Annotated in this window: 24 protein-coding genes and 6 pseudogenes; 13 read left to right on the top strand and 17 right to left on the bottom strand. The window is 69.5% G+C overall.

Features of this window, described 5'->3' with window-relative positions; all coding sequences use genetic code 11:
* Nucleotides 1-528: pseudogene (locus ACGF5G_RS35035) on the top strand (IS701 family transposase); the annotation flags it as partial.
* A 150-nt stretch (nt 529-678) separates the two neighbouring features.
* A complete protein-coding gene (locus tag ACGF5G_RS35030) occupies nt 679-963 on the top strand; it encodes a winged helix-turn-helix domain-containing protein (protein ID WP_393271115.1) in 285 nt (94 codons plus the stop codon).
* Nucleotides 964-985: 22 nt separating this feature from the next.
* On the opposite strand, the gene ACGF5G_RS35025 is transcribed toward ACGF5G_RS35030, so the two are convergent.
* From ACGF5G_RS35025 to ACGF5G_RS35010, 4 genes and pseudogenes are all read right to left on the bottom strand, one after another.
* Nucleotides 986-1,192: a hypothetical protein gene (locus ACGF5G_RS35025; protein WP_393271113.1), complete on the bottom strand. Its 207-nt coding sequence runs from the start codon at nt 1,190-1,192 to the stop codon at nt 986-988.
* Between the two features lie 139 nt (nt 1,193-1,331).
* Nucleotides 1,332-1,626: pseudogene (locus ACGF5G_RS35020) on the bottom strand (hypothetical protein); the annotation flags it as partial.
* A gap of 210 nt (nt 1,627-1,836) precedes the next feature.
* A pseudogene (locus ACGF5G_RS35015) lies at nt 1,837-2,472 on the bottom strand (PQQ-dependent sugar dehydrogenase); the annotation flags it as partial.
* A gap of 52 nt (nt 2,473-2,524) precedes the next feature.
* A pseudogene (locus tag ACGF5G_RS35010) lies at nt 2,525-2,773 on the bottom strand (PQQ-dependent sugar dehydrogenase); the annotation flags it as partial.
* A 397-nt stretch (nt 2,774-3,170) separates the two neighbouring features.
* On the opposite strand from ACGF5G_RS35010, the gene ACGF5G_RS35005 reads away from it, so the two are divergent.
* Nucleotides 3,171-3,818, top strand: coding sequence for a hypothetical protein (locus ACGF5G_RS35005; RefSeq protein ID WP_393271111.1), 648 nt, complete (start codon nt 3,171-3,173; stop codon nt 3,816-3,818).
* A gap of 26 nt (nt 3,819-3,844) precedes the next feature.
* Here ACGF5G_RS35005 and ACGF5G_RS35000 read toward each other — a convergent pair whose 3' ends face one another.
* Nucleotides 3,845-4,732 (bottom strand): LysR family transcriptional regulator, encoded by an 888-nt coding sequence (locus ACGF5G_RS35000; RefSeq protein WP_393271109.1) that lies wholly within the window; start codon nt 4,730-4,732, stop codon nt 3,845-3,847.
* Nucleotides 4,733-4,805: 73 nt separating this feature from the next.
* Between ACGF5G_RS35000 and ACGF5G_RS34995 the strand changes: the two genes are divergently transcribed.
* Genes ACGF5G_RS34995 through ACGF5G_RS34985 form a run of 3 tightly spaced genes read left to right on the top strand, consistent with a single transcriptional unit; the run spans nt 4,806 to nt 7,995 of the window.
* On the top strand, nt 4,806-6,074 hold the full coding sequence (locus ACGF5G_RS34995) for an MFS transporter (RefSeq protein WP_393271108.1): 1,269 nt from the start codon (nt 4,806-4,808) through the stop codon (nt 6,072-6,074).
* A 52-nt stretch (nt 6,075-6,126) separates the two neighbouring features.
* A complete protein-coding gene (locus tag ACGF5G_RS34990) occupies nt 6,127-6,957 on the top strand; it encodes an IS5 family transposase (RefSeq protein ID WP_393271119.1) in 831 nt (276 codons plus the stop codon).
* A gap of 54 nt (nt 6,958-7,011) precedes the next feature.
* On the top strand, nt 7,012-7,995 hold the full coding sequence (locus ACGF5G_RS34985; RefSeq protein WP_393271107.1) for a transposase family protein: 984 nt from the start codon (nt 7,012-7,014) through the stop codon (nt 7,993-7,995).
* A gap of 78 nt (nt 7,996-8,073) precedes the next feature.
* Here the strand turns inward: ACGF5G_RS34985 and ACGF5G_RS34980 are convergent.
* From ACGF5G_RS34980 to ACGF5G_RS34960, 5 genes and pseudogenes are all read right to left on the bottom strand, one after another.
* Nucleotides 8,074-8,484: pseudogene (locus tag ACGF5G_RS34980) on the bottom strand (WxL protein peptidoglycan domain-containing protein); the annotation flags it as partial.
* Nucleotides 8,485-8,912: 428 nt separating this feature from the next.
* The gene (gene rpsN / locus ACGF5G_RS34975) at nt 8,913-9,218 is read right to left on the bottom strand and encodes a 30S ribosomal protein S14 (protein ID WP_393271105.1); all 306 of its coding nucleotides are present in this window, start codon (nt 9,216-9,218) and stop codon (nt 8,913-8,915) included.
* On the bottom strand, nt 9,218-9,385 hold the full coding sequence (rpmG, locus tag ACGF5G_RS34970; protein WP_013287204.1) for a 50S ribosomal protein L33: 168 nt from the start codon (nt 9,383-9,385) through the stop codon (nt 9,218-9,220). Before rpmG ends, rpsN begins: the two co-directional genes overlap by 1 nt.
* Nucleotides 9,385-9,621, bottom strand: a complete 237-nt coding sequence (gene rpmB, locus ACGF5G_RS34965) for a 50S ribosomal protein L28 (RefSeq protein ID WP_393271103.1) — start codon at nt 9,619-9,621, stop codon at nt 9,385-9,387. The genes rpmG and rpmB overlap by 1 nt, the downstream gene beginning before the upstream one ends.
* 69 nt (nt 9,622-9,690) lie before the next feature.
* Entirely contained in the window at nt 9,691-9,900 is a 210-nt protein-coding gene (locus tag ACGF5G_RS34960; RefSeq protein ID WP_393271101.1) for a helix-turn-helix domain-containing protein, read from the bottom strand.
* 45 nt (nt 9,901-9,945) lie between these two features.
* Between ACGF5G_RS34960 and ACGF5G_RS34955 the strand changes: the two genes are divergently transcribed.
* The 3 genes from ACGF5G_RS34955 to ACGF5G_RS34945 are packed head-to-tail and all read left to right on the top strand — an operon-like array spanning nt 9,946 to nt 11,908.
* Nucleotides 9,946-11,277, top strand: a complete 1,332-nt coding sequence (locus ACGF5G_RS34955; RefSeq protein ID WP_393271100.1) for a CobW family GTP-binding protein — start codon at nt 9,946-9,948, stop codon at nt 11,275-11,277.
* Nucleotides 11,274-11,534, top strand: a complete 261-nt coding sequence (locus ACGF5G_RS34950) for a type B 50S ribosomal protein L31 (protein WP_393271098.1) — start codon at nt 11,274-11,276, stop codon at nt 11,532-11,534. Before ACGF5G_RS34955 ends, ACGF5G_RS34950 begins: the two co-directional genes overlap by 4 nt.
* A complete protein-coding gene (locus tag ACGF5G_RS34945) occupies nt 11,531-11,908 on the top strand; it encodes a hypothetical protein (protein ID WP_393271097.1) in 378 nt (125 codons plus the stop codon). The genes ACGF5G_RS34950 and ACGF5G_RS34945 overlap by 4 nt, the downstream gene beginning before the upstream one ends.
* 119 nt (nt 11,909-12,027) lie before the next feature.
* Here the strand turns inward: ACGF5G_RS34945 and ACGF5G_RS34940 are convergent, their stop codons facing one another.
* Nucleotides 12,028-12,420: a Fur family transcriptional regulator gene (locus tag ACGF5G_RS34940; protein ID WP_393271117.1), complete on the bottom strand. Its 393-nt coding sequence runs from the start codon at nt 12,418-12,420 to the stop codon at nt 12,028-12,030.
* Between the two features lie 347 nt (nt 12,421-12,767).
* On the opposite strand from ACGF5G_RS34940, the gene ACGF5G_RS34935 reads away from it, so the two are divergent.
* Nucleotides 12,768-13,031, top strand: coding sequence for a hypothetical protein (locus ACGF5G_RS34935; protein ID WP_393271095.1), 264 nt, complete (start codon nt 12,768-12,770; stop codon nt 13,029-13,031).
* Between the two features lie 65 nt (nt 13,032-13,096).
* Here ACGF5G_RS34935 and ACGF5G_RS34930 read toward each other — a convergent pair whose 3' ends face one another.
* From ACGF5G_RS34930 to rpmF, 3 genes are read right to left on the bottom strand one after another with little or no spacing between them, the layout of a single operon-like run.
* Nucleotides 13,097-13,810: a class I SAM-dependent methyltransferase gene (locus ACGF5G_RS34930; RefSeq protein ID WP_393271093.1), complete on the bottom strand. Its 714-nt coding sequence runs from the start codon at nt 13,808-13,810 to the stop codon at nt 13,097-13,099.
* 2 nt (nt 13,811-13,812) lie between these two features.
* Nucleotides 13,813-15,045: a GTP-binding protein gene (locus ACGF5G_RS34925; RefSeq protein WP_393271091.1), complete on the bottom strand. Its 1,233-nt coding sequence runs from the start codon at nt 15,043-15,045 to the stop codon at nt 13,813-13,815.
* A complete protein-coding gene (gene rpmF / locus ACGF5G_RS34920; protein WP_393271089.1) occupies nt 15,042-15,221 on the bottom strand; it encodes a 50S ribosomal protein L32 in 180 nt (59 codons plus the stop codon). The genes ACGF5G_RS34925 and rpmF overlap by 4 nt, the downstream gene beginning before the upstream one ends.
* 146 nt (nt 15,222-15,367) lie before the next feature.
* Here rpmF and ACGF5G_RS34915 point away from each other — a divergent pair, with 146 nt between their 5' ends.
* Nucleotides 15,368-16,090, top strand: coding sequence for a class I SAM-dependent methyltransferase (locus ACGF5G_RS34915; RefSeq protein ID WP_393271087.1), 723 nt, complete (start codon nt 15,368-15,370; stop codon nt 16,088-16,090).
* A gap of 792 nt (nt 16,091-16,882) precedes the next feature.
* On the opposite strand, the gene ACGF5G_RS34910 is transcribed toward ACGF5G_RS34915, so the two are convergent.
* On the bottom strand, nt 16,883-17,719 hold the full coding sequence (locus tag ACGF5G_RS34910; protein WP_393271085.1) for a LysR family transcriptional regulator: 837 nt from the start codon (nt 17,717-17,719) through the stop codon (nt 16,883-16,885).
* Nucleotides 17,720-17,814: 95 nt separating this feature from the next.
* On the opposite strand from ACGF5G_RS34910, the gene ACGF5G_RS34905 reads away from it, so the two are divergent.
* Both ACGF5G_RS34905 and ACGF5G_RS34900 read left to right on the top strand, forming a co-directional pair.
* On the top strand, nt 17,815-18,540 hold the full coding sequence (locus tag ACGF5G_RS34905; RefSeq protein WP_393271083.1) for an SDR family NAD(P)-dependent oxidoreductase: 726 nt from the start codon (nt 17,815-17,817) through the stop codon (nt 18,538-18,540).
* Nucleotides 18,541-18,636: 96 nt separating this feature from the next.
* Nucleotides 18,637-18,804, top strand: a pseudogene (locus ACGF5G_RS34900) (hypothetical protein); the annotation flags it as partial.
* Between the two features lie 26 nt (nt 18,805-18,830).
* Here ACGF5G_RS34900 and ACGF5G_RS34895 read toward each other — a convergent pair.
* Together ACGF5G_RS34895 and ACGF5G_RS34890 are read right to left on the bottom strand one after the other, a co-directional pair.
* Nucleotides 18,831-19,772, bottom strand: coding sequence for an ATP-grasp domain-containing protein (locus ACGF5G_RS34895; protein WP_393271082.1), 942 nt, complete (start codon nt 19,770-19,772; stop codon nt 18,831-18,833).
* A 205-nt stretch (nt 19,773-19,977) separates the two neighbouring features.
* The coding region (locus tag ACGF5G_RS34890) for a LuxR C-terminal-related transcriptional regulator (RefSeq protein WP_393271080.1) at nt 19,978-20,339 on the bottom strand (362 nt) is incomplete at its 5' end.

The raw sequence follows: 20,339 nt of genomic DNA, 5'->3' as shown, positions 1-20,339 counted from the left end.
CAGTTGCACAGTTGCGGGCCGGGAGCAAAAGGTCCCCGCGACTACCTGTGGGCCTGGATCACCATTGCCACACACCCTGATGAGCATCGGTGGTTTATCATCCGCCGTAACCGCAGCACCGGCAAGCTGGCCTTCTACCTGTGCTGGTCACCTCGCCCGGTGCCGCTGCACACCCTCGTGACCGTCGCCGGATCCCGCTGGGGCATCGAGGAGTTGTTCCAGACCGGGAAAGGCCAGGCCGGCCTGGACCACTACCAGGTCCGTAGCTGGACCGGCTGGCACCGTTTCATCACGCTGGCCATGCTCGCCCTGGCCGTCCTGACCATCCTCGCCGCCATCACCGTCGAGCGACCCGACGCCGACCCGGAGATCATCGCGCTGACCGTCGCTGAGATCCGCCGGCTCCTCAACGCCTTCGTCCTCACCGCACCGCTATCACCAGCGCACACCCTGCACTGGTCAACCTGGCGACGAAAATCCCAAGCCCGAGCCCGACGATCCCACTACCAGCGCAGACAGGCAAAGTGACGTTGGAGTATTAGAGCAACTGGGTCAGCTTGCCACCGCGTTGGAGGAGGGGCCGGCCGCGCACGGCTGGGTCGAGGACCAGCGCTGGACCCTGGGCCGGGTGGCGGGAGCTGATCGCCCGGCTGTTCCGGCAGCGGTACCCCCTGCGGGGTGTCGTTGTTGTTGCACCGCATCGGGTTCAGCCCGCAGGTCCCGAAGCATCGACCGGTCGAACGCGACGAGGCGGCGATCGCGACGAGGCGGCGGGAGGTGTGGCCGCAGGCAAAAATAGCGGCGGCCGAGCGTGGAGCGTGGATCTGCTTCCAGGACGAGGCAGGTCACACGCTTCGGCCGCCCAAGGCCCACACCTGGGCGCCCCGCGGACGCACGCCAGTGGTCCGGTGTCCGACCCTACTGGGCCGGCCTGGTCCTCATCGCCGCCGCCTGGGTTGCTGATCGAGGACATGCCTTACATGCCTCAGATACCACCGACCCCACCCGCGCCGCTGCCTGCGCTGCCGTCACTCGGGTTCCGGTGTTCGTCAAGTCGTCTGCGGGCTTCAGTCGACGCCTGCAGGTTACGAATCTGGCCATCGTCGAGTGATGCCTTCTGCTGGGAACGACGCCACAGCCAGACCGCTGCAACGACCGCCAACACGATGATCAGAACCATGAGCCAACGCATGTCGACCTCCGCCTGGTGAGCGCCATAAGCCCGATTGACAGCCCGTGCACCTATCGCTGCTCTCAGTATGCGCAGCTCCAGTCAAGCGGACGGCTTGCTGACGCGCTGTCGGGCATCAGCTCGCGGTCGGGCATCTCGTTCACCTCGCGGCAGGTCCGGGCTCCGTGGATCGGTAGACGATGCCGGCAGATGAAACTGTCAGTGCCCAAGTGATGCTGGTGGGCGATTCGGGCGAGAGCCGGGGCTGCGGGATCGACTTCGGTGGTGCGACGGCGGCCACGTCGGCGACGAACGCGTCGATCTGGCCGCGGGTAATGCCGGGCATGCAGATGATGTGGCTGGTGTCGCCGTCGGTGGCCCACAGCCTCCTTTTTCCGTATGGGTTCGGGTGGGGTGGGGAGGACGACGGTGAAGGCGTGGGGGTGCCGCGCTGCGACGCGATGGGAAGCCACTCCCCCACCGTGCCGCCTGGGCGAGTCAGATCGGCCGGTCAGGGCAAGGTCCCGATGTGCCCGATCCTCCGCTTGCGCGTATCACGGGAAGCCCGGTCGGTCAGGTAAGGAACCCCGGTGCTTGATCAGCCCGGTGGGACGCTTGGGCCCCGTTGTTCGACGGCGGGCATGGCGCTGTCGACGACCAGATGTTCATCCGCGTGGCCGGATCCAGAGCAGCCTGTCGGCGTCGTCGGACTGGCTGTCTGGCCGCGGCGACGTGCTGGTCGAGGTGACATAGACGCAGTCTTGGTACGGCAGGACCGCTCGTGCGCGTTCTCCGGAGCTGAAGGTGGGTTCGAGCGTGCCGGTGGCGTTGTTCAGAACGTAGAGGATCTGCTCGCTGAGCGCGGCGATGAACAGGTCGTCGCCGGCGAAGGCGATGCCGGAGGACGCCCAGGTGTTGCTGCCGGATTGGACATGAGGTGCGTACATGCCGTCGCGCTGTTCGTCGCCCTGCACCAGCGGCCAGCCGTAGTTGCCGCCGGCGACGATCCGGTTGATCTCGTCGTGGCCGGATTCGCCGTGTTCGGACGACCAGTGCTGGCCGGCCGCGTCCCAGGCGAGGCCTTGCGGGTTGAGGTGCCCGTAGGAGTACACGTACGAATCGTCGAAGGGGTTGTCGGCCGGGACCCGGCCGTCGGTGGTCAAACGCAAGGTCTTCCCGGCGAGGCTGTCGAGATCTTGCGGTACGGCATTGTCGTGCCGCCATTCGGTCGTGGCGTAGAGGTGGCCATCGACTCCGATGGCCAGGCGGCCGCCGTTGTAGAGCTCGTGGCCCGGGATGCGGTCGAGAAATACACGTCGCTCGGTCCCAGGCGTTGCCGTCGAAGGCGAGTTCGGCGGTGCGGTTGGTCAGGCCGGTGCCCGGATCGTAGGTGTAGTAGACGTAGGCGGTCCCGGTGTCGGCGAAGTCGTCGGCGAGGGCGAGGCCCATCGGTCCACTGCCGCCGTTGCGTACGACCAGGTCGGAAGTCTGCACGCGGTGGCGGGTGAGGGTGCCGTTGGGCCCGATCATGGCGATGGTGCCGTCGAGTTCGGTCACGATGATGGTTTGATCGGAGATCCTGACTTCCCACGGGTACGAGATCGTCGCTGACGACGGTGACTTCCCAGTCGTCGGTCGTCCGGCCGATCAGGCCGGGACCGGTGTACGCGTCGTCGTCAGTCCCATCGGGGAGCGCGGCGGACGGTGCAGGTCCGGTGTTCTCGGGTAAGGCGACCCGTCGGCGACGACGTGCAGCCGGCAAGCACCAGCAACGCGGCCAGCGTGATCGTGATTTTGTGCGTGTGGAGTCTCCTGGAGGCATTCGTATCGACGCACTCGCTGACAGCCGGCGCAGTGCCGTCGTCAAGGTGTGCAGTCGGTGTTCGGGGTGGCCGACAAAAGCGCGTTTTTCCGTCGATCTATAGACGTCCTTCAAAGCGCTTCTTAATATGGTCCCTGCCGTTCGGCGAATTCCCCCGGCTCCCGTCAGGAGACAGACTTGTTCAGGCATTCACTTCCGCTGGTCGCGGCGGCTGTTCTCGGCCTTTCCGCCGTGGCCACTCCCGCCCAGGCCTCCCCCGTCCAGGCCGCTCCCATCCAGGCCGCCACGGCCCAGGCCCGCACGGTGGCGCACTCCGACCTGGGCGTCCAGGTCGCCCCCACCGGTTGCACGACGTGGGTGGAGTGGGTCCAGGAGGGCAGCAACAGCTACTACTACGGCCGCGGCAACGTGCAGTGCGCCACCGGCCGCTACAAGGTCAAGCTCCAGTGCCGCAACCTGCAGACAGGCGTGGGATACGTCGTCTACGGCGGCTACGCGGTGAACGCTCCCGGCACGGCCACTACCCAGTGCTACAGCGGCAACGTCGCCGAGGGCGTGTACCCCGTCGAGGACCCGCTGCCCACAGTCGGTGTCACCGGTTGCGTCTCGTGGGCGGAGTGGGTCCACGAGGGGAGCAACCACTACTACGGCCGGGGTACCGCCCAGTGCGACACCGGCCGCTACCGGGTCCAGATCCAGTGCCGCAACGTGCAGACGGGCCAGCGGTACATCGTCTACGGCCCGACGGTGAACGCCCCCAGCATTTCCACCACCACCTGCTACCAGGGCAACGTCGCGGACGTCGTGTCGGGCGTGCCAGCGTGAGGGCTGACGGGTAGCCTGCACCGCGACTAGGGCGTGTCCTGTGAATCAGGGCTGGCTCCGAGAATCCCCTCGGTGATGCCCGGCAGAGCTTGGGTTAGGACAGCGGGCTGGGGTGGCCGGGTGATCAGAGAGATCGTGACCTGGCCCGGTACTGGGGAGGGCAATAGCTGATCGCCGGGATTGGCCCACCAGCGGGCTGCCAGGAGCGGCACGAGAGCCGGAGTCTGGCGGTGGCAGGCGATACGGAGGGTGGCCTCGATGGTGGGGCCGAGCTGCGGAGCGGCTCCGAGGGCGGAGAGCTTGGCTCGGACAATCTCACCGGCCAGGTTGATCGTGGAATAGAGCACCGTTTGACCTGCCAGCGGCCGCTTTCCTTCCCGCGGGGGTGCTGCTCCTTCGGGCAGGACCAGGACCAGGGGCGAGACCCCAAGGAGCGTGCGCTGCAGCCCGCGGGGCAGGCTGGTCTGCTCGGCGATCGAGATGATCGCGGCGTCCAGCAGGCCGTCATGGATCTGCTGAACCAGCACCGGCCCGTGGTCGACCTCGGGATGGACCGTCACGCCGGGCAGCTCGACGTCCAGGGCGGTGAACACGATCGGAGCAAGGGCCTGGATCGTGCCGACGGCCAGAGAGGGCGCGTCGGTGGTGGCCGCCAGGACCTGGTCGGGCAGCGCATCGATCTCGGCCAGCAGGCGGGCAGCCTGACGGGCCAGTTCCCTCCCGACCGGGGTAGGCCGAGCCCCTGTCGTGTCACGGTCGAACAACCGGGTCCCGAGTCGGCGTTCCAGGGCCGCCAACCGACGGGACGCCGACGGCTGGGTGGTCAGCAACTCCTTCGCGGCCGCACCGACCGAGCCGTGGCGGGCGACGGCCTCAGCCAGCGTCAGGTCCTCGATGCTCAGGCGGGAGGTCATGCCCACAGTGTATGAGCAGGCTTCGCCGAGTGTTCTCTACCTGCGGTGACGTTGCCCACGCAGGATCGAGGACGTGAGAAAATCTCTGCTGCTGCTGACCGTGATCACGTTCGTGACCTGGATCGGGACCCGCATGACCGCGGTTGCCCTGCCCCTGGTCGCACTGGCCGAGACTGGCGAGGTCTGGGCCACCGGGCTGGTCGGTGGGATGGCCGGCCTGCCCCTGCTGACGGTGGGGTGGTGGGGCCGGGGACTGCGCGACCGGCTGATCTCCGGACGGGCCCTGGCAGCGGTGATGGCCGTGAACGCTGCCGGTCTGGCCGTCGTGCCGGTGGCGGCACTGGCTGGGCAGGTCGGCGTGTTCGCGTTGTGCGCCTCCGGGTTGGTGACCGGAGCAGCGGGCGCGCTGCTGGGGCCGGCACAGCGGGCCTTGGTTGCCGACCTTGCCGACGTGCACCTGGCCCAGGGCGGCCAGACAGGTTCGGCTCGGTGGTTGGCCTGGCAGGACCTGGCCCACCGGGTCTCAATGATCCTCGCCCCGCCCGCCGGGGCCTGGCTCGTCGTCGCGTGGGGCGCGCAGCCTCTGCTGTGGTGCGAGGCCCTCGTCGTCGCTCTGGCGGCCGTGGTGATGCTCGCAGTCCCCGCAGCCCACCGGCACGAGCCGACCCCGGAGGGCGAGACGCCCGAGGGTGTCTCTGCGCTGGACGTGGTGCGGTCTTACCCTCAGGTCGCCGCAGGGGTCCTCATGGCCGGGGTCGGCGGGGTCTGCTGGTTCGGGTTCAGCCTGGGCCTGGCCGTTCTCGGCGTCGAGCACGGCCAGCCCGGCGCGTTGATCGCTGCCGGGATGAGCGGGTACGGGACCGCCTCCGTGATCACCTCGCTCCTGGTCCCACTGGTCATCGACCGCTTGCCACGGGTGCCGCTGATGGTGGTCTCCTGGGTCGTGCTCGGGGCCACGTTCGTCCTACTCCCCACGGCGGCGCCGAGCCTGGCCGTCATCGCCGCACTGGCAGCGGTGGGTGGGGTGGCCATGCCGTGGGGGATCGCGGCCCTGAACGCTCTGATCAGCGAGCAGACCACCGGGGCGGAACGCAGGGCGGCGTTCACCGTGCAGACCGTCCTGCACTCGGGCGGGTCCTCCCTGGGCCTGCTCGTCGGCGGCGCGCTCATCGGGTGGGCCGGGACCGGCCCTGTCCTGGTCGCTACCGGCCTCGCCCAGGTGCTGGCCGCAGCAGGCGGGGCACTGTGGGCCTGGAAGGCCCGCGACAAGGCCATCGCGGGGCTGGAGCGTTGGCGGGTACAGCGCGGGACCGTGGCAAAAGGCGCACGCACCAGTTCCTGAGGAAGAGCACGACATGACTGGGCGTGACGACCTCACCGACGAATAGTGGGACCTGATCGGCCCCCTCCTGCCTTCCTCCGGCAAGGGCGGGCAGTGGCGCGACCACCGGCAGGTCGTCGACGGCATCCTATGGCAGCTGCGCACCGGCGCACCTTGGAGGGACGTCCCGGAACGCTACGGGCCCTGGAAGACCTTGCACGAACGCTTGCGGCGGTGGACCACCGACGGAACCTGGGACCGCATCCTCGCCCACGTCCAGACCCGTGAGGGCGACGCCGGGAAGATCGAATGGATCTTCTCGATCGACTCCACCGTGGTGCGTGCACACCAGCACGCGGCCGGCGCCCGGAAAACGGGGGCCTGCCACGCAGCCGAGATCGAGGGTCTCGCGCAACCCGGGGAGGCCCTCGGCCGCTCGCGCGGCGGACTGAGCACCAAGATCCATCTGGCCACCGACACCCGAGGTCTGCCCGTGGTCGTGCTGCTCACGCCCGGGCAGGCCGGGGACAACCCCCAGCTCTTGCCACTGCTTGACCAGGTCAGGGTCAAGACCTCCGGCCCCGGGCGACCGAGGAAGAGACCAGACTGCGTGCTGGCCGACAAGGCTTACTCCAGCCCCGCCACCCGCCGTGCCCTCAGGAAGCGCGGGATCCGACTGGTCTCTCCTGAAAAAAGGACCACGCCGCCCACCGGCTTCGCCGGGGCTCCCGGGGCGGGCGCCCCTGTCGGGTTCGACGCCGAGGCATACAAGGGCAGGAACGTCGTGGAGCGGTGCTTTAATCGGCTCAAGCAGTTCCGGGACCTGGCCACCAGGTATGCGAAACGGGCCGTCTACTACCGGTCCTTGGTTGTCATCGCCGCGATCATGCTCTGGCTACGTTGATTCGCAGGACACGCTCTAACGACCTCGTGCACGGTTGCGGATCTTTAAGTATCGATGGTCGTTGTTCCTGGCATGGTTGGTGCTGCGATCATGATGAATCGTCGGATGACGGGGCTGTCCCGGCTGGTGATCGAGGGCCTGGTTGTGGAGCTGGCGCCGCGCTGGCAGGCCCGGCACCGCGATCGGCTTGCCGCGCGGGCGCGTCGGTGCGGGATTGGCGCTGGGGCGAAACACCGGTTCGCGTTCAGGGATCGCCTGTTGGCCACGCTGGTGCATCTACGGCACGGGTTGACCCATGACGTGGTGGCCGCCTGGTTCGGAGTGCACCGCTCGACGATCACCCGCAGTGTCGCCGAGGTGCGGCCGCTGCTGGCCGAGCGTGGCTGCCGGGTGCCCGACGGCGTGCGGCTACGCACCCTCGCGGACGTGGTGGCCTACCTGGGCCACCACCCGCAGGCGTTGATGGACGCCACCGAGGTGCGGGTCCGCCGACCGGTCGAGGGCCGGGCAGGCCGGGACCGCTTCGTATCCGGCAAGGCCCGGCTGAACACGATGAAAGCCCTGGTGATCTGCGATCCGGCCGGTCGGCTGCTCTTCTGCGGCGAGACCCGGCCGGGCTCTATGCACGACATCACCCAGGCACGGACCGCAGGCCTCGTCGACCTGCTTCTCCACACGCCGATCGGGGTTCAGGTCCTCGCCGACGCCGGCTACCAAGGACTCGGTACAGACACCGCCGGCGCGGTGATCACCCCAAAACCCAAACCACGGAAAGGCCAGAAGTCGCTGCCAACGAGCGTCATCGCCGCCCACGACGCGGCTCGAAAACGGCACTCCTCACAGCGCATCCGAGTCGAGCACGTCATCGGCCACCTCAAGAACTGGCGGATCCTGGCCCGCTACCACGGCCGACGCGAACACTTCGACGCCACCATCCGCGCCATCGCAGGCCTGCTGTCCGACCACCAACACACCGACCGCACCGAACACACCACCAAGCGACCGAAGGCCCTACCAGCCACAGCCCACCACCGATGAAGCGGCCAATCCCCGAGGAGACGGCGACTCCAGACAACCGTGCACGAGGTCGTAAGGGACGTCTCGTAACTCGGTGACCGTGGCGTTGGCCGGCACGGTCAGGGTGAACGGGACGTTCAGGCGGGACGTCGACGGGATAGCCACGCTGCGTTGAGCCAGGCGGACCCAGCCGCCGACATCGGTGGGTTGCTGGCCACCAACCAGGAGGTCGAAGCCACCCTGTGTGGTGGTGAACGCGTCACTGGCGTAGAGGTTCAGGGTGAGCGGGCGCGTCGAGTGGTTGGTGACCGCGACGTAGTCGGTCAGGGTGGCGCCGGGGTCGAGCTTGTAGGTGAACGCCGGCCGGCCGTTCGGGCCCTTCGCGGTCGACGGTGCCGCACCCCAGGTCACGGCCGACGGAGCCGACGATGCGCCAGGCGTCGGAGCGGGCGGTGCCGGGGCAGCGCCGAGCAGGGCGATGCCGGTGGCGATGGCGGCGAGCAGGCGCATGGGGGAGACGGTTTCCGTTCGTGAAAGTACGAGAGGCGGGGCGGGCGGGTCGCGACAACGGCCCGACCGCCCCGCGACCGTCCGGCGGCCGGCTTACGGCCACCGGACGGGTTCGGGCGATCAGATCGCGGTGAGGGTGAGGGTAGCGGTGTAGGTTCCCGCGGCCGTCTCGGTGGGCAGGCTCAGCCGCAGCCCCGCACCCAGCTGTGCGGTACCCCGCCCGGCACCGCCCGGTGCCGATCCCAGCACCGCGCTGTTGCCGAGGCCGCCGCCGCTGCCGCTGCCGCTGCAGCCATGGGCGCCAGCACCGTGCCGGCGACCACCACCGTCCCCGCGACCAGGGCCGCGAAGCCGCGAGCCCTCACCGTCGCATTCATTCCTCCCTTTCACATCGCGCGCACCTGCTCGCGGTGGTACACGTGGTGACATCACCACGACGCCTTGCGCACTCCCGGCATCTCGCCGCGCAGGGCCAGCTCTCGGAACCGGACCCGGGAGAGCCCGAACCGGGTCAGCACCCCACGCGGGCGGCCGTCGATCTGGTCCCGGGACCGCAGCCGCACCGGGCTGGAGTCACGCGGCAGCCGGCTGAGCCGGCGGACCGCCTCGGCGCGTACGTCCGGGTCGGTATCCGGGTGAGCGACCAGCCGCTTCAGCTCCGCCCGCGCCTGCGCGTGCCTCGCTACCAGTTCCTGCCGGCGCGACTGCCGGTTGACCAGGCTCTTTTTGGCCATCAGCGGGCCTCGCGGAACTCGACGTGCCGGCGCACGACGGGGTCGTACTTGCGCAGGACCAGGCGGTCGGGATCGTTGCGGCGGTTCTTGCGGGTGACGTATGTGTAGCCGGTACCGGCGGTGCTGCGCAGCCGCACGATCGGGCGGACATCGGTCTGGCGGGCCATCAGAGCTTCACTCCCCGGGCGCGCAGCTCGGCGACGACAGTCTCGATGCCCTTACGGTCCACGGTCTTGAGCGCCTTCGCCGTCAGGGTGAGGCTGACCCAACGCCGCTCCGAGGGCAGCCAGTAGCGGTGGTTCTGCAGGTTGGGGTTCCACCGGCGGCGGGTGCGCCGGTGGGAGTGGGACACGGCGTTGCCGAAGCTGGGCTTCGCGCCGGTGACGTCACAGCGTCTGGACACAGTGGTCGCTCCTTGATCTGAGCCGTAACGATAACGACAATGATTTTCAGTCTTGCATCAGCCGTTCGGTCACGTCCACGCCGGGTCGTCGACGATCTCGACGGCGCAGTGGGCGCTCAAGCGGTAGCCGACACCGCGCAGCGTTGTCACCACCGGCAGATCGGTGCCGATCTTGGCGCGCAATCGCCGGATGTGGACATCCACGCTGCGGACGTCGCCTGCGCGCCGCGCCTCGACCACCTGGGTCTGCACATCACCGTTCGCTCCGGCGGCTTCCATGTGCTTAGAATGACAATCGTTTTCAAGTAAGTCGAGAGGAATCCGATGTCGTCGTCACCACAGGCCCCGACCCACACGCCGACGGCCGGCGCGGACACCCGCCCGTCGCTGACCGTGCTGTCCGGGTTCTGGCCGGCAGTGACCTTCGCCGTCGCCCGCGCGCTCCTCGCCGCCGACGAGTCGCTGTTGCTGGTGCGGCACGACCTCACCGGGATCCGTGACGGCGTCGTCCGCCGAGTGGTCCGTTCCGGCACCGGCATCGTCGAGGACGAGCAGGTTGCGCTGCGGCACGGATGTGTCTCCTGCACCCTGCGTGAGGACGTGCTGCCCACCCTCGTCCGGCTCACCCGTACGCACCCCGGCCGGGACCTGGTGCTGATGCTGCCCGAGGTGGTGGAGCCGGAGGCGGTCGCCGCCGCCTGCGCCCACTGCCTCGTCGACGGCGCACCGATCACCGATCTCATCCGGGTCGACTCCTACGTCACCGTCCTCGACGCCGAACACCTGCTCGACGGCCTGGCCAGCACCGAGGACCTCACGACGCTCGGCATCCAGGCCGCCGAGAACGACCACCGCGCGCTGGCCGACGTCGTGGTCCGCCAGATTGAGTACGCCGACACCCTGGTGCTCTGGGGACAGTCCCGGGAGGGGGAATTCGACACCGGTCGAATGTCGATCCTGCTGCAGCGGATGGCACCATGGGCGACCCACCTCCGCGTCGACGGCGACCTCGTCGACGCCGGCACGCTGACCCGCCAGCTGCGCCACACCCATCGGCACCGTCCGGAGACCCCCGGGGTGCTTGCCCGTGGTCTGCAGGGCTACCTCCTCGGCGCGCACGAGCCGGAGCCCGACTGCGGAGTCGTCTCCGCCGTCTTCCGGGCCCGCCGCCCGTTCCACCCGCAGCGCCTGCACGACGTCCTCGAAGAGGTCAACGCCGAGGTCATCCGCTCCCGGGGCCACTTCTGGCTGGCCAGCCAACCCGACACGGTGGTGGCCTGGGAGTTCGCCGGCGGCGGCCTGGCCATGGGATCCCTCGGGCACTGGCTGGTGAGCCTGCCCGAGGACCGCTGGGACCACGTCGAGGACCAGCGCCGCCTCGCCGCCGCCCTCGACTGGGACCCCTACTACGGCGACCGGCACCAGCACCTGGTCTTCATCGGCCTCGACATCGACCCCGTCGACCTGCACCGCACCCTCACCGGATGCCTGCTCACCGACGCCGAACTCGCCGACGGCGAGGAGACCTGGCGCACCTACCACGACCCCTTCGCCGGCTGCTTCCCCCTCGGGGCGGAGGAGCTGACCGACACCGACACCGACACCGACACCGACACCGACACCGACACCGACACCGAAGGAGTACAGCCCGCATGAAGCCCGGCATCCACCCCGAGTACCGCCCCGTCGTCTACCGCGACAAGGGCGCCGACTTCGCCTTCCTCACCCGCTCCACCGCCACCAGCGACCAGACGATCGAGTGGACCGACGGCAACACCTACCCCGTCATCGACGTCCAGATCTCCTCGGCCAGCCACCCCTTCTGGACCGGCAAGCAGCGCCTGCTCGACACGGCCGGCCGGGTCGAGAAGTTCCGCCAGAAGTACGCCCGCCGCGGACCCCAGGGCAGATGAGCACAGATGCGCCGGTCGACTGGACCGAGCTGGCACCGCACTTGGTCGACGCCGTCCGGCGGGACCGGGCCTGGTCCCTGACGGTCGCCCGCGAGCTGGTCGCCCCCGGCGACCGGCTCGCGGGCGACGTCGGCGACCGGCTCGCGGGCGACGTCGGCTGCGGCGCCGCCGGGATGGCGCTGGCCATCGCCCGGATGTTGGTCTGCGGCCGGTCGTCGCGGTGGACCCGCACCGGCGGGCCATCCTGGAAGCCCTCGGCAGGCGGGTCGGCCGATTGCGGCTCACCGGCCTGCTCACCGCCGCCGACCTCGACGCGTGGGACCGGCTCCTCGATCCGACTGACGAGGGGTGGCCGGGTCACCGCGACGACCTGATGAGAACCGCGGCTCGATGGCTTCGTCGGCACGAGGCCACGACCGTGCCGCCGAACGCGGGCAGCCGCACGGCACCGATCCGGTCGAGCTACGGGCCGCCTCACGAATGATGGCAACGATCAGCGGGAGCACTCCACGCAGCGGCCGAAGATCTCCAGCATGTGGCCGACGTCGGTGAAGCCGTGCTGGGCGGCCAACTGATCGGCCCATCGCTCCACGGCGGGCCCGGCGACCTCCACCGTGCGTCCGCACTGGCGGCAGACCAGGTGGTGATGGTGTTTGCTCTGGCTGCACCGGCGGAACAACTGCTCGCCGCCGGGCAGCCGAGTGGAGTCGACCTCGCCGGCCTCGACCAGCAGCTGCAGCGTCCGGTACACGGTGGTGAGGCCGACCCGCGCCTTCCGGGCGAGCAGCATCTGATGCAGGTGCTGCGCCGAATGGAATCCCTCGACCTCGCGCAGCAGCGCCAGCACCTCGCCACGTTGGCGGGTGTTGCGGGTCACGTTCGGCATCGCCTGGGTCACCGTGATCGGATCCTCCTGTACTGGCAGCCGTCGTCTGCGCGGCGCCTTGGCGCTCGCCTTCTGACTGCGATGCCACCATTATGCGTCGCTGCGATCGACGCCCTGCCTCGCCCGTACGCTCGCCGCACGGCATCGCGACGACGGTCCTTCCGGACGCGCGGCGGCGGGCTGTGGCATCGCGACGGCGACCCGGATTGCGGTGGTCAAGGTCGGGCCGCCGCCGGCTGGTCGGGCAGGATCGATCGTCCGCGCAGCGTCGGTGGTCGCGGCGCCGGCACGTTCGGCCGGAATGAGCTCGAACACCTCAACGGTCACCTTCGACCACCGGTCCCATCATGGCTCGGAACTGTCCGCCGCCGGATGAGTTCGACGACCGCATCGATGTGCTGGGGCTCCTGTACGGGACCGATCAGCAGTCCGCGCCGTTGCGCGGGTCGGCTGCCGGCGAGCAGGAGCAGAGCGGGCGCGCGGTGGCAGACGCCGAGGCACTCGGCCCGGATCAGGACACCACCGCGACTGGCCCGGACCGCCTGCCGGAGGACCTCGGTGAGATTCTCCGGCTCGCCCTCGGACACACGCAGATGGCTGCGGTGGCGTAGCGCGCGGCAGCGGTGCCCGTCGCAGTAGGCGACGGTCACGTTGGCGCCCTCCGGCGGCGGGCTGCTCATCGGCGGAACGCCATGAGGGCATGACCGGCGCGCTGGTGGAGCGCCGTCGCGTGGGTGAATCCGGCCCGACGGGCCGTCTCGCCGTGCCAGTCGGCCGGCGCGACGAATTCGGCCGGGTCCAAGCCGCTCAGCGCGGCCCTCCGCTCGTTCAGCAGCGGTGCCATCACCGGTTCCTCGGCCAGCCTGGTCCACCACGCAATCCACGGGTCGGTGCCGCAGCCCTGGCGCCGCGGGGACACCGGGGCTTCGGGCATGGCGTCGGCGACAAGGAGCAGCCCGTCCGGGCGCAACAGGTGTCGGGCCTCGGCGTACCAGTCGTGTATCCGCTGTTCGGGGAGGTAGTGCACGGTCACCAGGGCCAGCACCAGGTCGTACGGGCCGCCGGCGGGCGGGAGCCAGCGTGCTGAGCTGATGTCGGCCCGGACGGTACGCACCTGGGGCAGGGCCGCATCGGCCAGGGCCAGGAGGGCCGGGTCGACGTCGAGCACGGTGACGTGCGCGTCGGGCCACCGTCCCAGGACCGCCTCGGCGGTGGTGCCCGGCCCGCCCCCGACGTCGAGCACCCGCTCCGGTGGGCGCCCGTGGATCTGTTCGACGGCGGTGAGACCGGCGGCGAGGAGGTCGTCGCGGCCGGGCTGGTAGTGGCGCATCATGGTTTCCCAGTCGCGCCGCCACCGGGCGACATCGTCCGGGTCGAGGGTGCTCGGCATCGTCAGGCCGGGACCGGTTCGGCATGGTCGTGGTCGTGCAGGTCGCCCAGGTCCCATTCGGGGAACGGGTCGGCAAGGGCCCGCCAGGTGTCCTGTCCGGCGGTGATCTCGGTGTCGGTGAGCAGGCAGGCGGTCAGCGCCGCCCGCAGGCGCTCGCCGTCCAGGCCGACGCCGATGAGGACCAGTTCCTGCTGCCGGTCACCGAAGACCGGATGCCAGCGCGACTCCACCTCGGCCCGCTCGTCGGGATCATCCGGCCACTCGCCGGACACCACCACCGGGACGCCGACCGGGTCGCACCGCCCGGACGGCCCGGCCTGCGACCACAGCGCCTGGACGTCCGGGCGGCTGGCCAGCCACAGGAACCCCTTCGACCGGACCACACCGTAGCCGTCCAGTCCACTGGCCAGGAGGTCCCACAGCCGCTGCGGATGAAACGGCCGGTGGTCGCGGAACACGATGCTGGAGATGCCGTACTCCTCCGTCTCCGGCACGTGCCCGCCGTTGAGCTCGGCCACCCACCCGGGTGCGGTCTCCGCCCGCTCCAGGTCGAACCGACCGGTGTGCAGGATCTCCCGCGGCGGCACCCGCCCGTGCACGGCGGGCACCTGCCGGGCGGCCGGGTTCAGCCGGGTCAGCAGCGCCTGCACCACCGCCAGTTCGTCCGCGGCCATCAGGTCGGTCTTGTTGACCACCAGCACGTCGGCGAACTCGATCTGGTCGACCAGCAGATCGGCGATGCCACGATCGTCGCCCTCGTAGGCGGCCAGCCCACGGGCCTCCAGGCTCTCCCCCGCCTTGATCATGCCCCGCACGCCCGCCGCGTCGACCACCGTGACCGTGGTGTCCAAGCGCGCCAGATCGTCGAGGACCTGCCCGTCCTCCACACCGAAGGCGAACGTCGCGGCCACCGGCATCGGCTCGGAAATGCCGCTGGACTCGATCAGCAGATAGTCGAAGCGGCCCTGCCGCGCCAGGCGGGCAACCTCGTCGAGCAGATCGTCGCGCAACGTGCAACAGATGCAGCCGTTGGTCAGCTCGACCAGCCGCTCCTCCGTGCGCGACAACGACCCACCGTCGCGCACCAGCGCGGCGTCGATGTTCACCTCGCTCATGTCGTTGACGATCACCGCCACCCGAAGCCCGTCCCGATTGGCCAGCACGTGGTTGAGCAGACTGGTCTTGCCCGCGCCGAGGAACCCGGACAGCACCGTCACCGGCAGGCGACCGGTCATGGCTGATCCACCACCTGACGCCCCTTGTACAACCCGCAGTGCACGCACGCCCGGTGCGGCACCACCATCTCCTTGCGCGGGCACGGACACGGCGTCAGCTGCGGCACGTTCGCCTTCCACTGCGCCCGTCGGTGCCGCGTGTTCGACCGCGACATCTTCCGCTTCGGAACGGCCATCAGAGTCTCCTTCGTCGAGGGGTCGCGCCACAGCTTAACGGCACTGGTTTTCGTTTTCTAAACCGCCTTCGCCCTCGGAACCCGTCCCGGGCCTCAAGCCCCCAACCGACAACGGAAACGGGAACGGTTTCCACTATGGTGGCGGGATGAGCGACGAGTACCAGACCTCCGGGGAGTACCTGCACCTGCTCAGCGAGCCGGCCTGGCAGGCCCTGCGTACGCCGGTGGCGCTGGCGCTGCGCGACGCGGCAAGTGACGCGACGCTGCTCGACGTGGGCGCCGGCACTGGCCTCGGCACGGAGGTGCTCGCCGCGGCCGTCCCGGACGGCGACGTGGTCGCGGTGGAGCCGTCACCGGCGCTGCGGGCGGTGCTGCTGTCCCGCCTGGCCGCCCGACCCGACCTGCGGCGCCGGGTCACCGTGGTCGCCGGTGATGCGCTCGGTGTCGACCTACCCGCCCGCCTCGGCGCCGTGCTGGCGATGAACATGATCGGCCACCTCGACCCCGACGGGCGCCGGGCGTTCCTGCGCCGGGTGGCCGAGCGCCTCGCCCCCGGCGCGCCGCTGGTGCTCAACCTGCAACCGCCGACGGAACCGACACCGGTCCCGTTCTCGGTCTTCGGCACCGTTCCGGTCGGCCACCACACCTACGAGGGCGGCGGCTCCGCCGAGCCGTCCGGCCCCGACGCGGTGACCTGGCGGATGCGTTACCGGGTCCTCGACGCCGACGGCACCGCGCTGCGCGAGGACCACGCCGACTACCGCTGGCACGTCATCCCGGCCGATGCCCTGCTCACCGAGCTGACCGAGGCGGGCCTGACCGGCGAGGTCGGACCACTGGACGTCGTCCGGGCCGTACGCCGAACCTGAGGCGCCGCCGGGCGGATCCACCGCTCCCGAGGCGGCGCGCCACCCCCGCCCAGGGCGGCCCGTCAACCGCTGCCCCGACAAGCCGGCCGACACGTCAAAGACATGGCCATCGCACCCCGACCCCGCCGCCGCGCCCGCCGCGGTCAGGCGGATCACAGGAGCAGCCTTGCTCAAGAGCAATGAAAATCTCGCGCCGCCCGGGTCATCGTCCTCGACGGCGGGCGGGTCGTCGCCGATGACGCCCCTGAGCAGCTGCGCAGGCGGGGAGCCCTCGCCGCTGCGGTCCGAGGCGACGAGGCGACGGCCGTCGGATGACCGGCCTCCCGGGTGCGCACCGCCCGGGAGGAGCGATACCGCACGCCTACGGCGCGGCAACGCTGGCGGACGACGGAGCGGGCGTGGCGCGGTTCGGCCGGCCCCGGGCCGGGTCACCGGGCCGCGTCGAGGACCGCAGCGGGTTCTTCGAGGACTCTTTACTCGGGGAGACAGTCGTCCTGACCGGTCTCGGCGGCGTCGGCAAAACACAGTTCGCAGTCAACGTCATCCGCAGCCAAGGAACAGCTGCCGCAGTGGTCATCTGGGTGACGGCATCGTCGCGGGACCTGGTCCTGGCGACCTACGCGGAAGCGGCCCGGGCAGTTCTCGGCCCACAAGAAGACGTTGAGCAGGCGGCCGACCGGCTTCTCACTTGGCTAGCGAGCACCAAGGACATCTGTTGGTCGTCCTCGACGATGTACATCATCTCCGACCGGGCCACCGGTCTTGCCCCCATGTCGTGCCTGCTGAAGAGGCTCAGAGGCGTGTGGCTACGCGAACGAGGTCGGCGAGTGCTCGGGAGCGGCTGTGTGGCGGCCAGGCGATGACGGTCGTCACGGTCGGCGCGTCGAGAACCGGCACGGCGGCTAGGCCTTCGAGCAGGTTGGCGCGGCAGGATTCGGGCAGGACCACGGTGGTGCGGCCAAGCGCGATCAACTGGAAGAGCTGTGTCTGGTTGCGTACTTCCGCTCCGGGGCCTTCGGGATAGGTGCCGCCGGGGCCGGGCCAACGGGCAAGCGGGAGGTCCGGCAGTGAACTGACATCCGCCGTCCGGACGTGGGATCTGTCGGCGAGCGGATGCGAGGCAGGAAGGATGGCGACCTGTCCCTCGGTGTTCAGAATCTCGGTGTCGAGTTCGGCCGTCGAGTCGAAGGGTTGATGCAGCAGTGCCACGTCGGCCCGGCCATCATGCAGCATCTGCTGGGGCTGGGATTCACAGAGCAGCAGGTCGACGGCGACGGCACCCGGCTCGGCGGCGTACGCGTCGAGCAACTTTGCCAGCAGTTCGCCGGAGGCGCCGGCCTTGGTGGCCAGGACGAGCGAGGGCTGACTCGTCGCGGCACGTTGGGTGCGCCGCTCGGCTGCGGCCAGCGCGCCGAGGATCGCCCGGCCTTCGGCCAGCAGCACTGATCCGGCTTCGGTGAGGGTGACTTTTCGGCTGGTGCGTTCCAGCAACGCGACTCCGAGTCGTTGCTCGATCTGAGTGATCGCCCGCGACAGCGGCGGCTGGGCGATACCCAGGCGCCGGGCGGCCCGGCCGAAGTGCAACTCCTCGGCGACCGCAACGAAGTACCGCAACTCCCGCGTCTCCACCCGTTCAGATTACCGTCGGATCAATATCGGCTGGGTATCGTTGCGTGACTCAGACGGTGTTGGTGCCCCGCCGGTGTCCGGTCACGATCAACGGCATGAGCGAACAGACGATTGCGCTGATCACCGGCGCGAACAAGGGAATCGGATACGAGATCGCGGCCGGGCTCGGCGCGCTGGGCTGGAGCGTCGGAATCGGGGCCCGGGACGAGCAGCGCCGGGAGGACGCCGTGGCGAAGCTGCGTGCGGCCGGCGTCGATGCGTTCGGTGTGCTCCTCGATGTGACCGACGACGCGAGCGTTGTGGCCGCCGCTGCACTGATCGAGGAGCGTGCCGGGCGGCTTGACGTGCTGGTCAACAATGCCGGCGTCGCCGGGGTATGGCCGGAGAAGCCCTCGACCGTTACGCCGGAGAGTATGCGGGCGGTGGTGGAGACCAACGTGATCGGCGTCGTCCGGGTCATCAACGCGATGCTGCCGCTGCTGCGCCGCTCCGATCGCCCGCGGATCGTCAACCAGTCCAGCCACGTCGCTTCTCTGGCCTTGCAGACCACGCCGGGTGTCGACCTCGGCGGGATCAGCGGGGCGTACTCACCGTCGAAGACGTTCCTCAACGCGGTCACCATCCAGTACGCCAAGGAGCTGAGTGACACCAATATCAAAATCAACAACGCCTGCCCCGGCTACGTCGCTACCGATCTCAACGGCTTCCACGGAACCAGTACGCCCGCAGAAGGCGCCAAGATCGCCATTCGGCTCGCCACGCTGCCCGACGACGGCCCGACCGGAGGGCTGTTCGATGACGCCGGGAATGTGCCCTGGTGACGAGCCCCTCCTTGCTCACCCACCGTTGAGACGCCCCACGAGGTCTCCAGGCTGCCAAAGACCTCGTCTGGGGTGTCGCGCAACGGACGCGAACGAATGAGGGGAAATTCGCATCATGGCTGCTATCTGGGCTCCGGACGACATACGACGAATCGGTTCTACCGACGAACTGGAGGTCGCCGCCAAAACTATCGACGGGACCCTGTCGCGCTGGTTGCGATCTGGGTTGTGTGCGTCAGTGAGCAGGTGTATGTGCGAACCTGGTACCGACGGAACAGCGGTTGGTTCGCTCACGTGGACTCCCGCCGGGCCAGCATCCGCTTCCAGGCATGCAGGCCGACGTCGCCGTCGAGGACGTTGCCGCCGGATCGGGTCGGCTGCGCGCGGTCCTCGGTGTTCAGGGCCGCGATCAGCTCGGCAGCGGCCGTGCTACGCGGCCGGTCGCTGACCTGGCCGTCGCCGATCTCGACGATTCGCCACCGACCATCATCGCGTAACGCGAGATCCGCAGTCACGAACGGCAGGTCCAAGGCCCGCATCGAAGCTTCCACGGCCGCCAGGTCGAGTTTTGTGGGTGGCTGGTGCTCCGGGGTATCGGGGTGCGCGGTGACCAGGCGGCAGGAACCCTCGACCCACCAGGTCCGCACCTCCGCCCCGACGAACGACTCGAACTGGCGCAGCACAAAGCCGCCGGCGAAGTCGTCACCGCGCAACTGCCGAAACCGGCTGGCCACCCGCCACGCCGCATCGCGATCGGCCACGTCCGGAATGAACGACGCCTCATGCCAGTAGTGCTTCATCGACTTGCTGTAGTCACGCAGCACCGCAGGTCCGCAGCCAAGGGCCGCGCACGCGTGAAGGAAGCCGCGGCGATCGTCGCCGGAAGTCCAGACCGACTCTGGAGTGTGGCGTTCGACCGCCGGGTACCACCCGGGAAGCTCATGTGCCCGCCGGTAGTGCTCGGGGCTGGTCCGCACGGTCACACCGCGACCCGCGAGGGCCCGCACCAATGCTGCGTACTGCTCACTTCGCAGCATCCACCCCCGGTAAACCGCGTCCGCACTCTTGGGAACCCTGTCGACTGCCGCCCCGTCCGCCTGTCCGCGAACGAAGGCGTCGTGGTCGATCACCGCGACATCGATTCCGGCCCGGCGGGCCGCTTCGGCCTCGTCGGCGAAGTGCTCGTCTGGCCGGCGGGGGCGCAACACATCGGCGGGCACCAGCAACATCATCCGACAACGATCAGCTAAACAGCCGACCAACGCATCCGAGTATCCATCCGGACCTGCTCAGCCGATGTCGCCCAGGATCACCGGCCCCGCCCGGTAACGGGTGCGCAGGCGGCAACCGCGCCTCATCGCGGCAGATCAGTATGCCGGATCTTGCGAGCCGGGTACGCCGGCATCTTGGACCGTCGGCGCCCGTCGGGCGGCGGGTTCAGGACCTCAGGTAGGTGACGACGGCGAGGACGCGCCGGTTGGTGTCACGATCGGTGACTAGGTTCAGTTTGGTGAAGATCGACGCGACGTACTTCTCCACGGAGCTCTCGGACAGGTGCAGAGCAGCGGCGATCGACTCGTTCGACCGGCCTTCGGCCATTCCGGCGAGCACGCCGCGTTCACGTTCTGTCAGGGCCGCGAGGCGATCGGCCCGGCGGTTTCGGCCGAGTAGCTGCCGGACCACCTCGGGGTCAAGGACCGTGCCGCCGGCGCCGACTCGCTCGACTGCGTCGAGGAAGTCGTCGATGTCGGCCACGCGGTCCTTGAGCAGGTAGCCGAGCCCGCCGTGGGAGTCGGCGA

This window comes from Micromonospora sp. NPDC047730 (assembly GCF_043204765.1).
Lineage (GTDB): Bacteria > Actinomycetota > Actinomycetes > Mycobacteriales > Micromonosporaceae > Micromonospora.
This window is presented reverse-complemented; position numbering and strand designations above follow the sequence as displayed.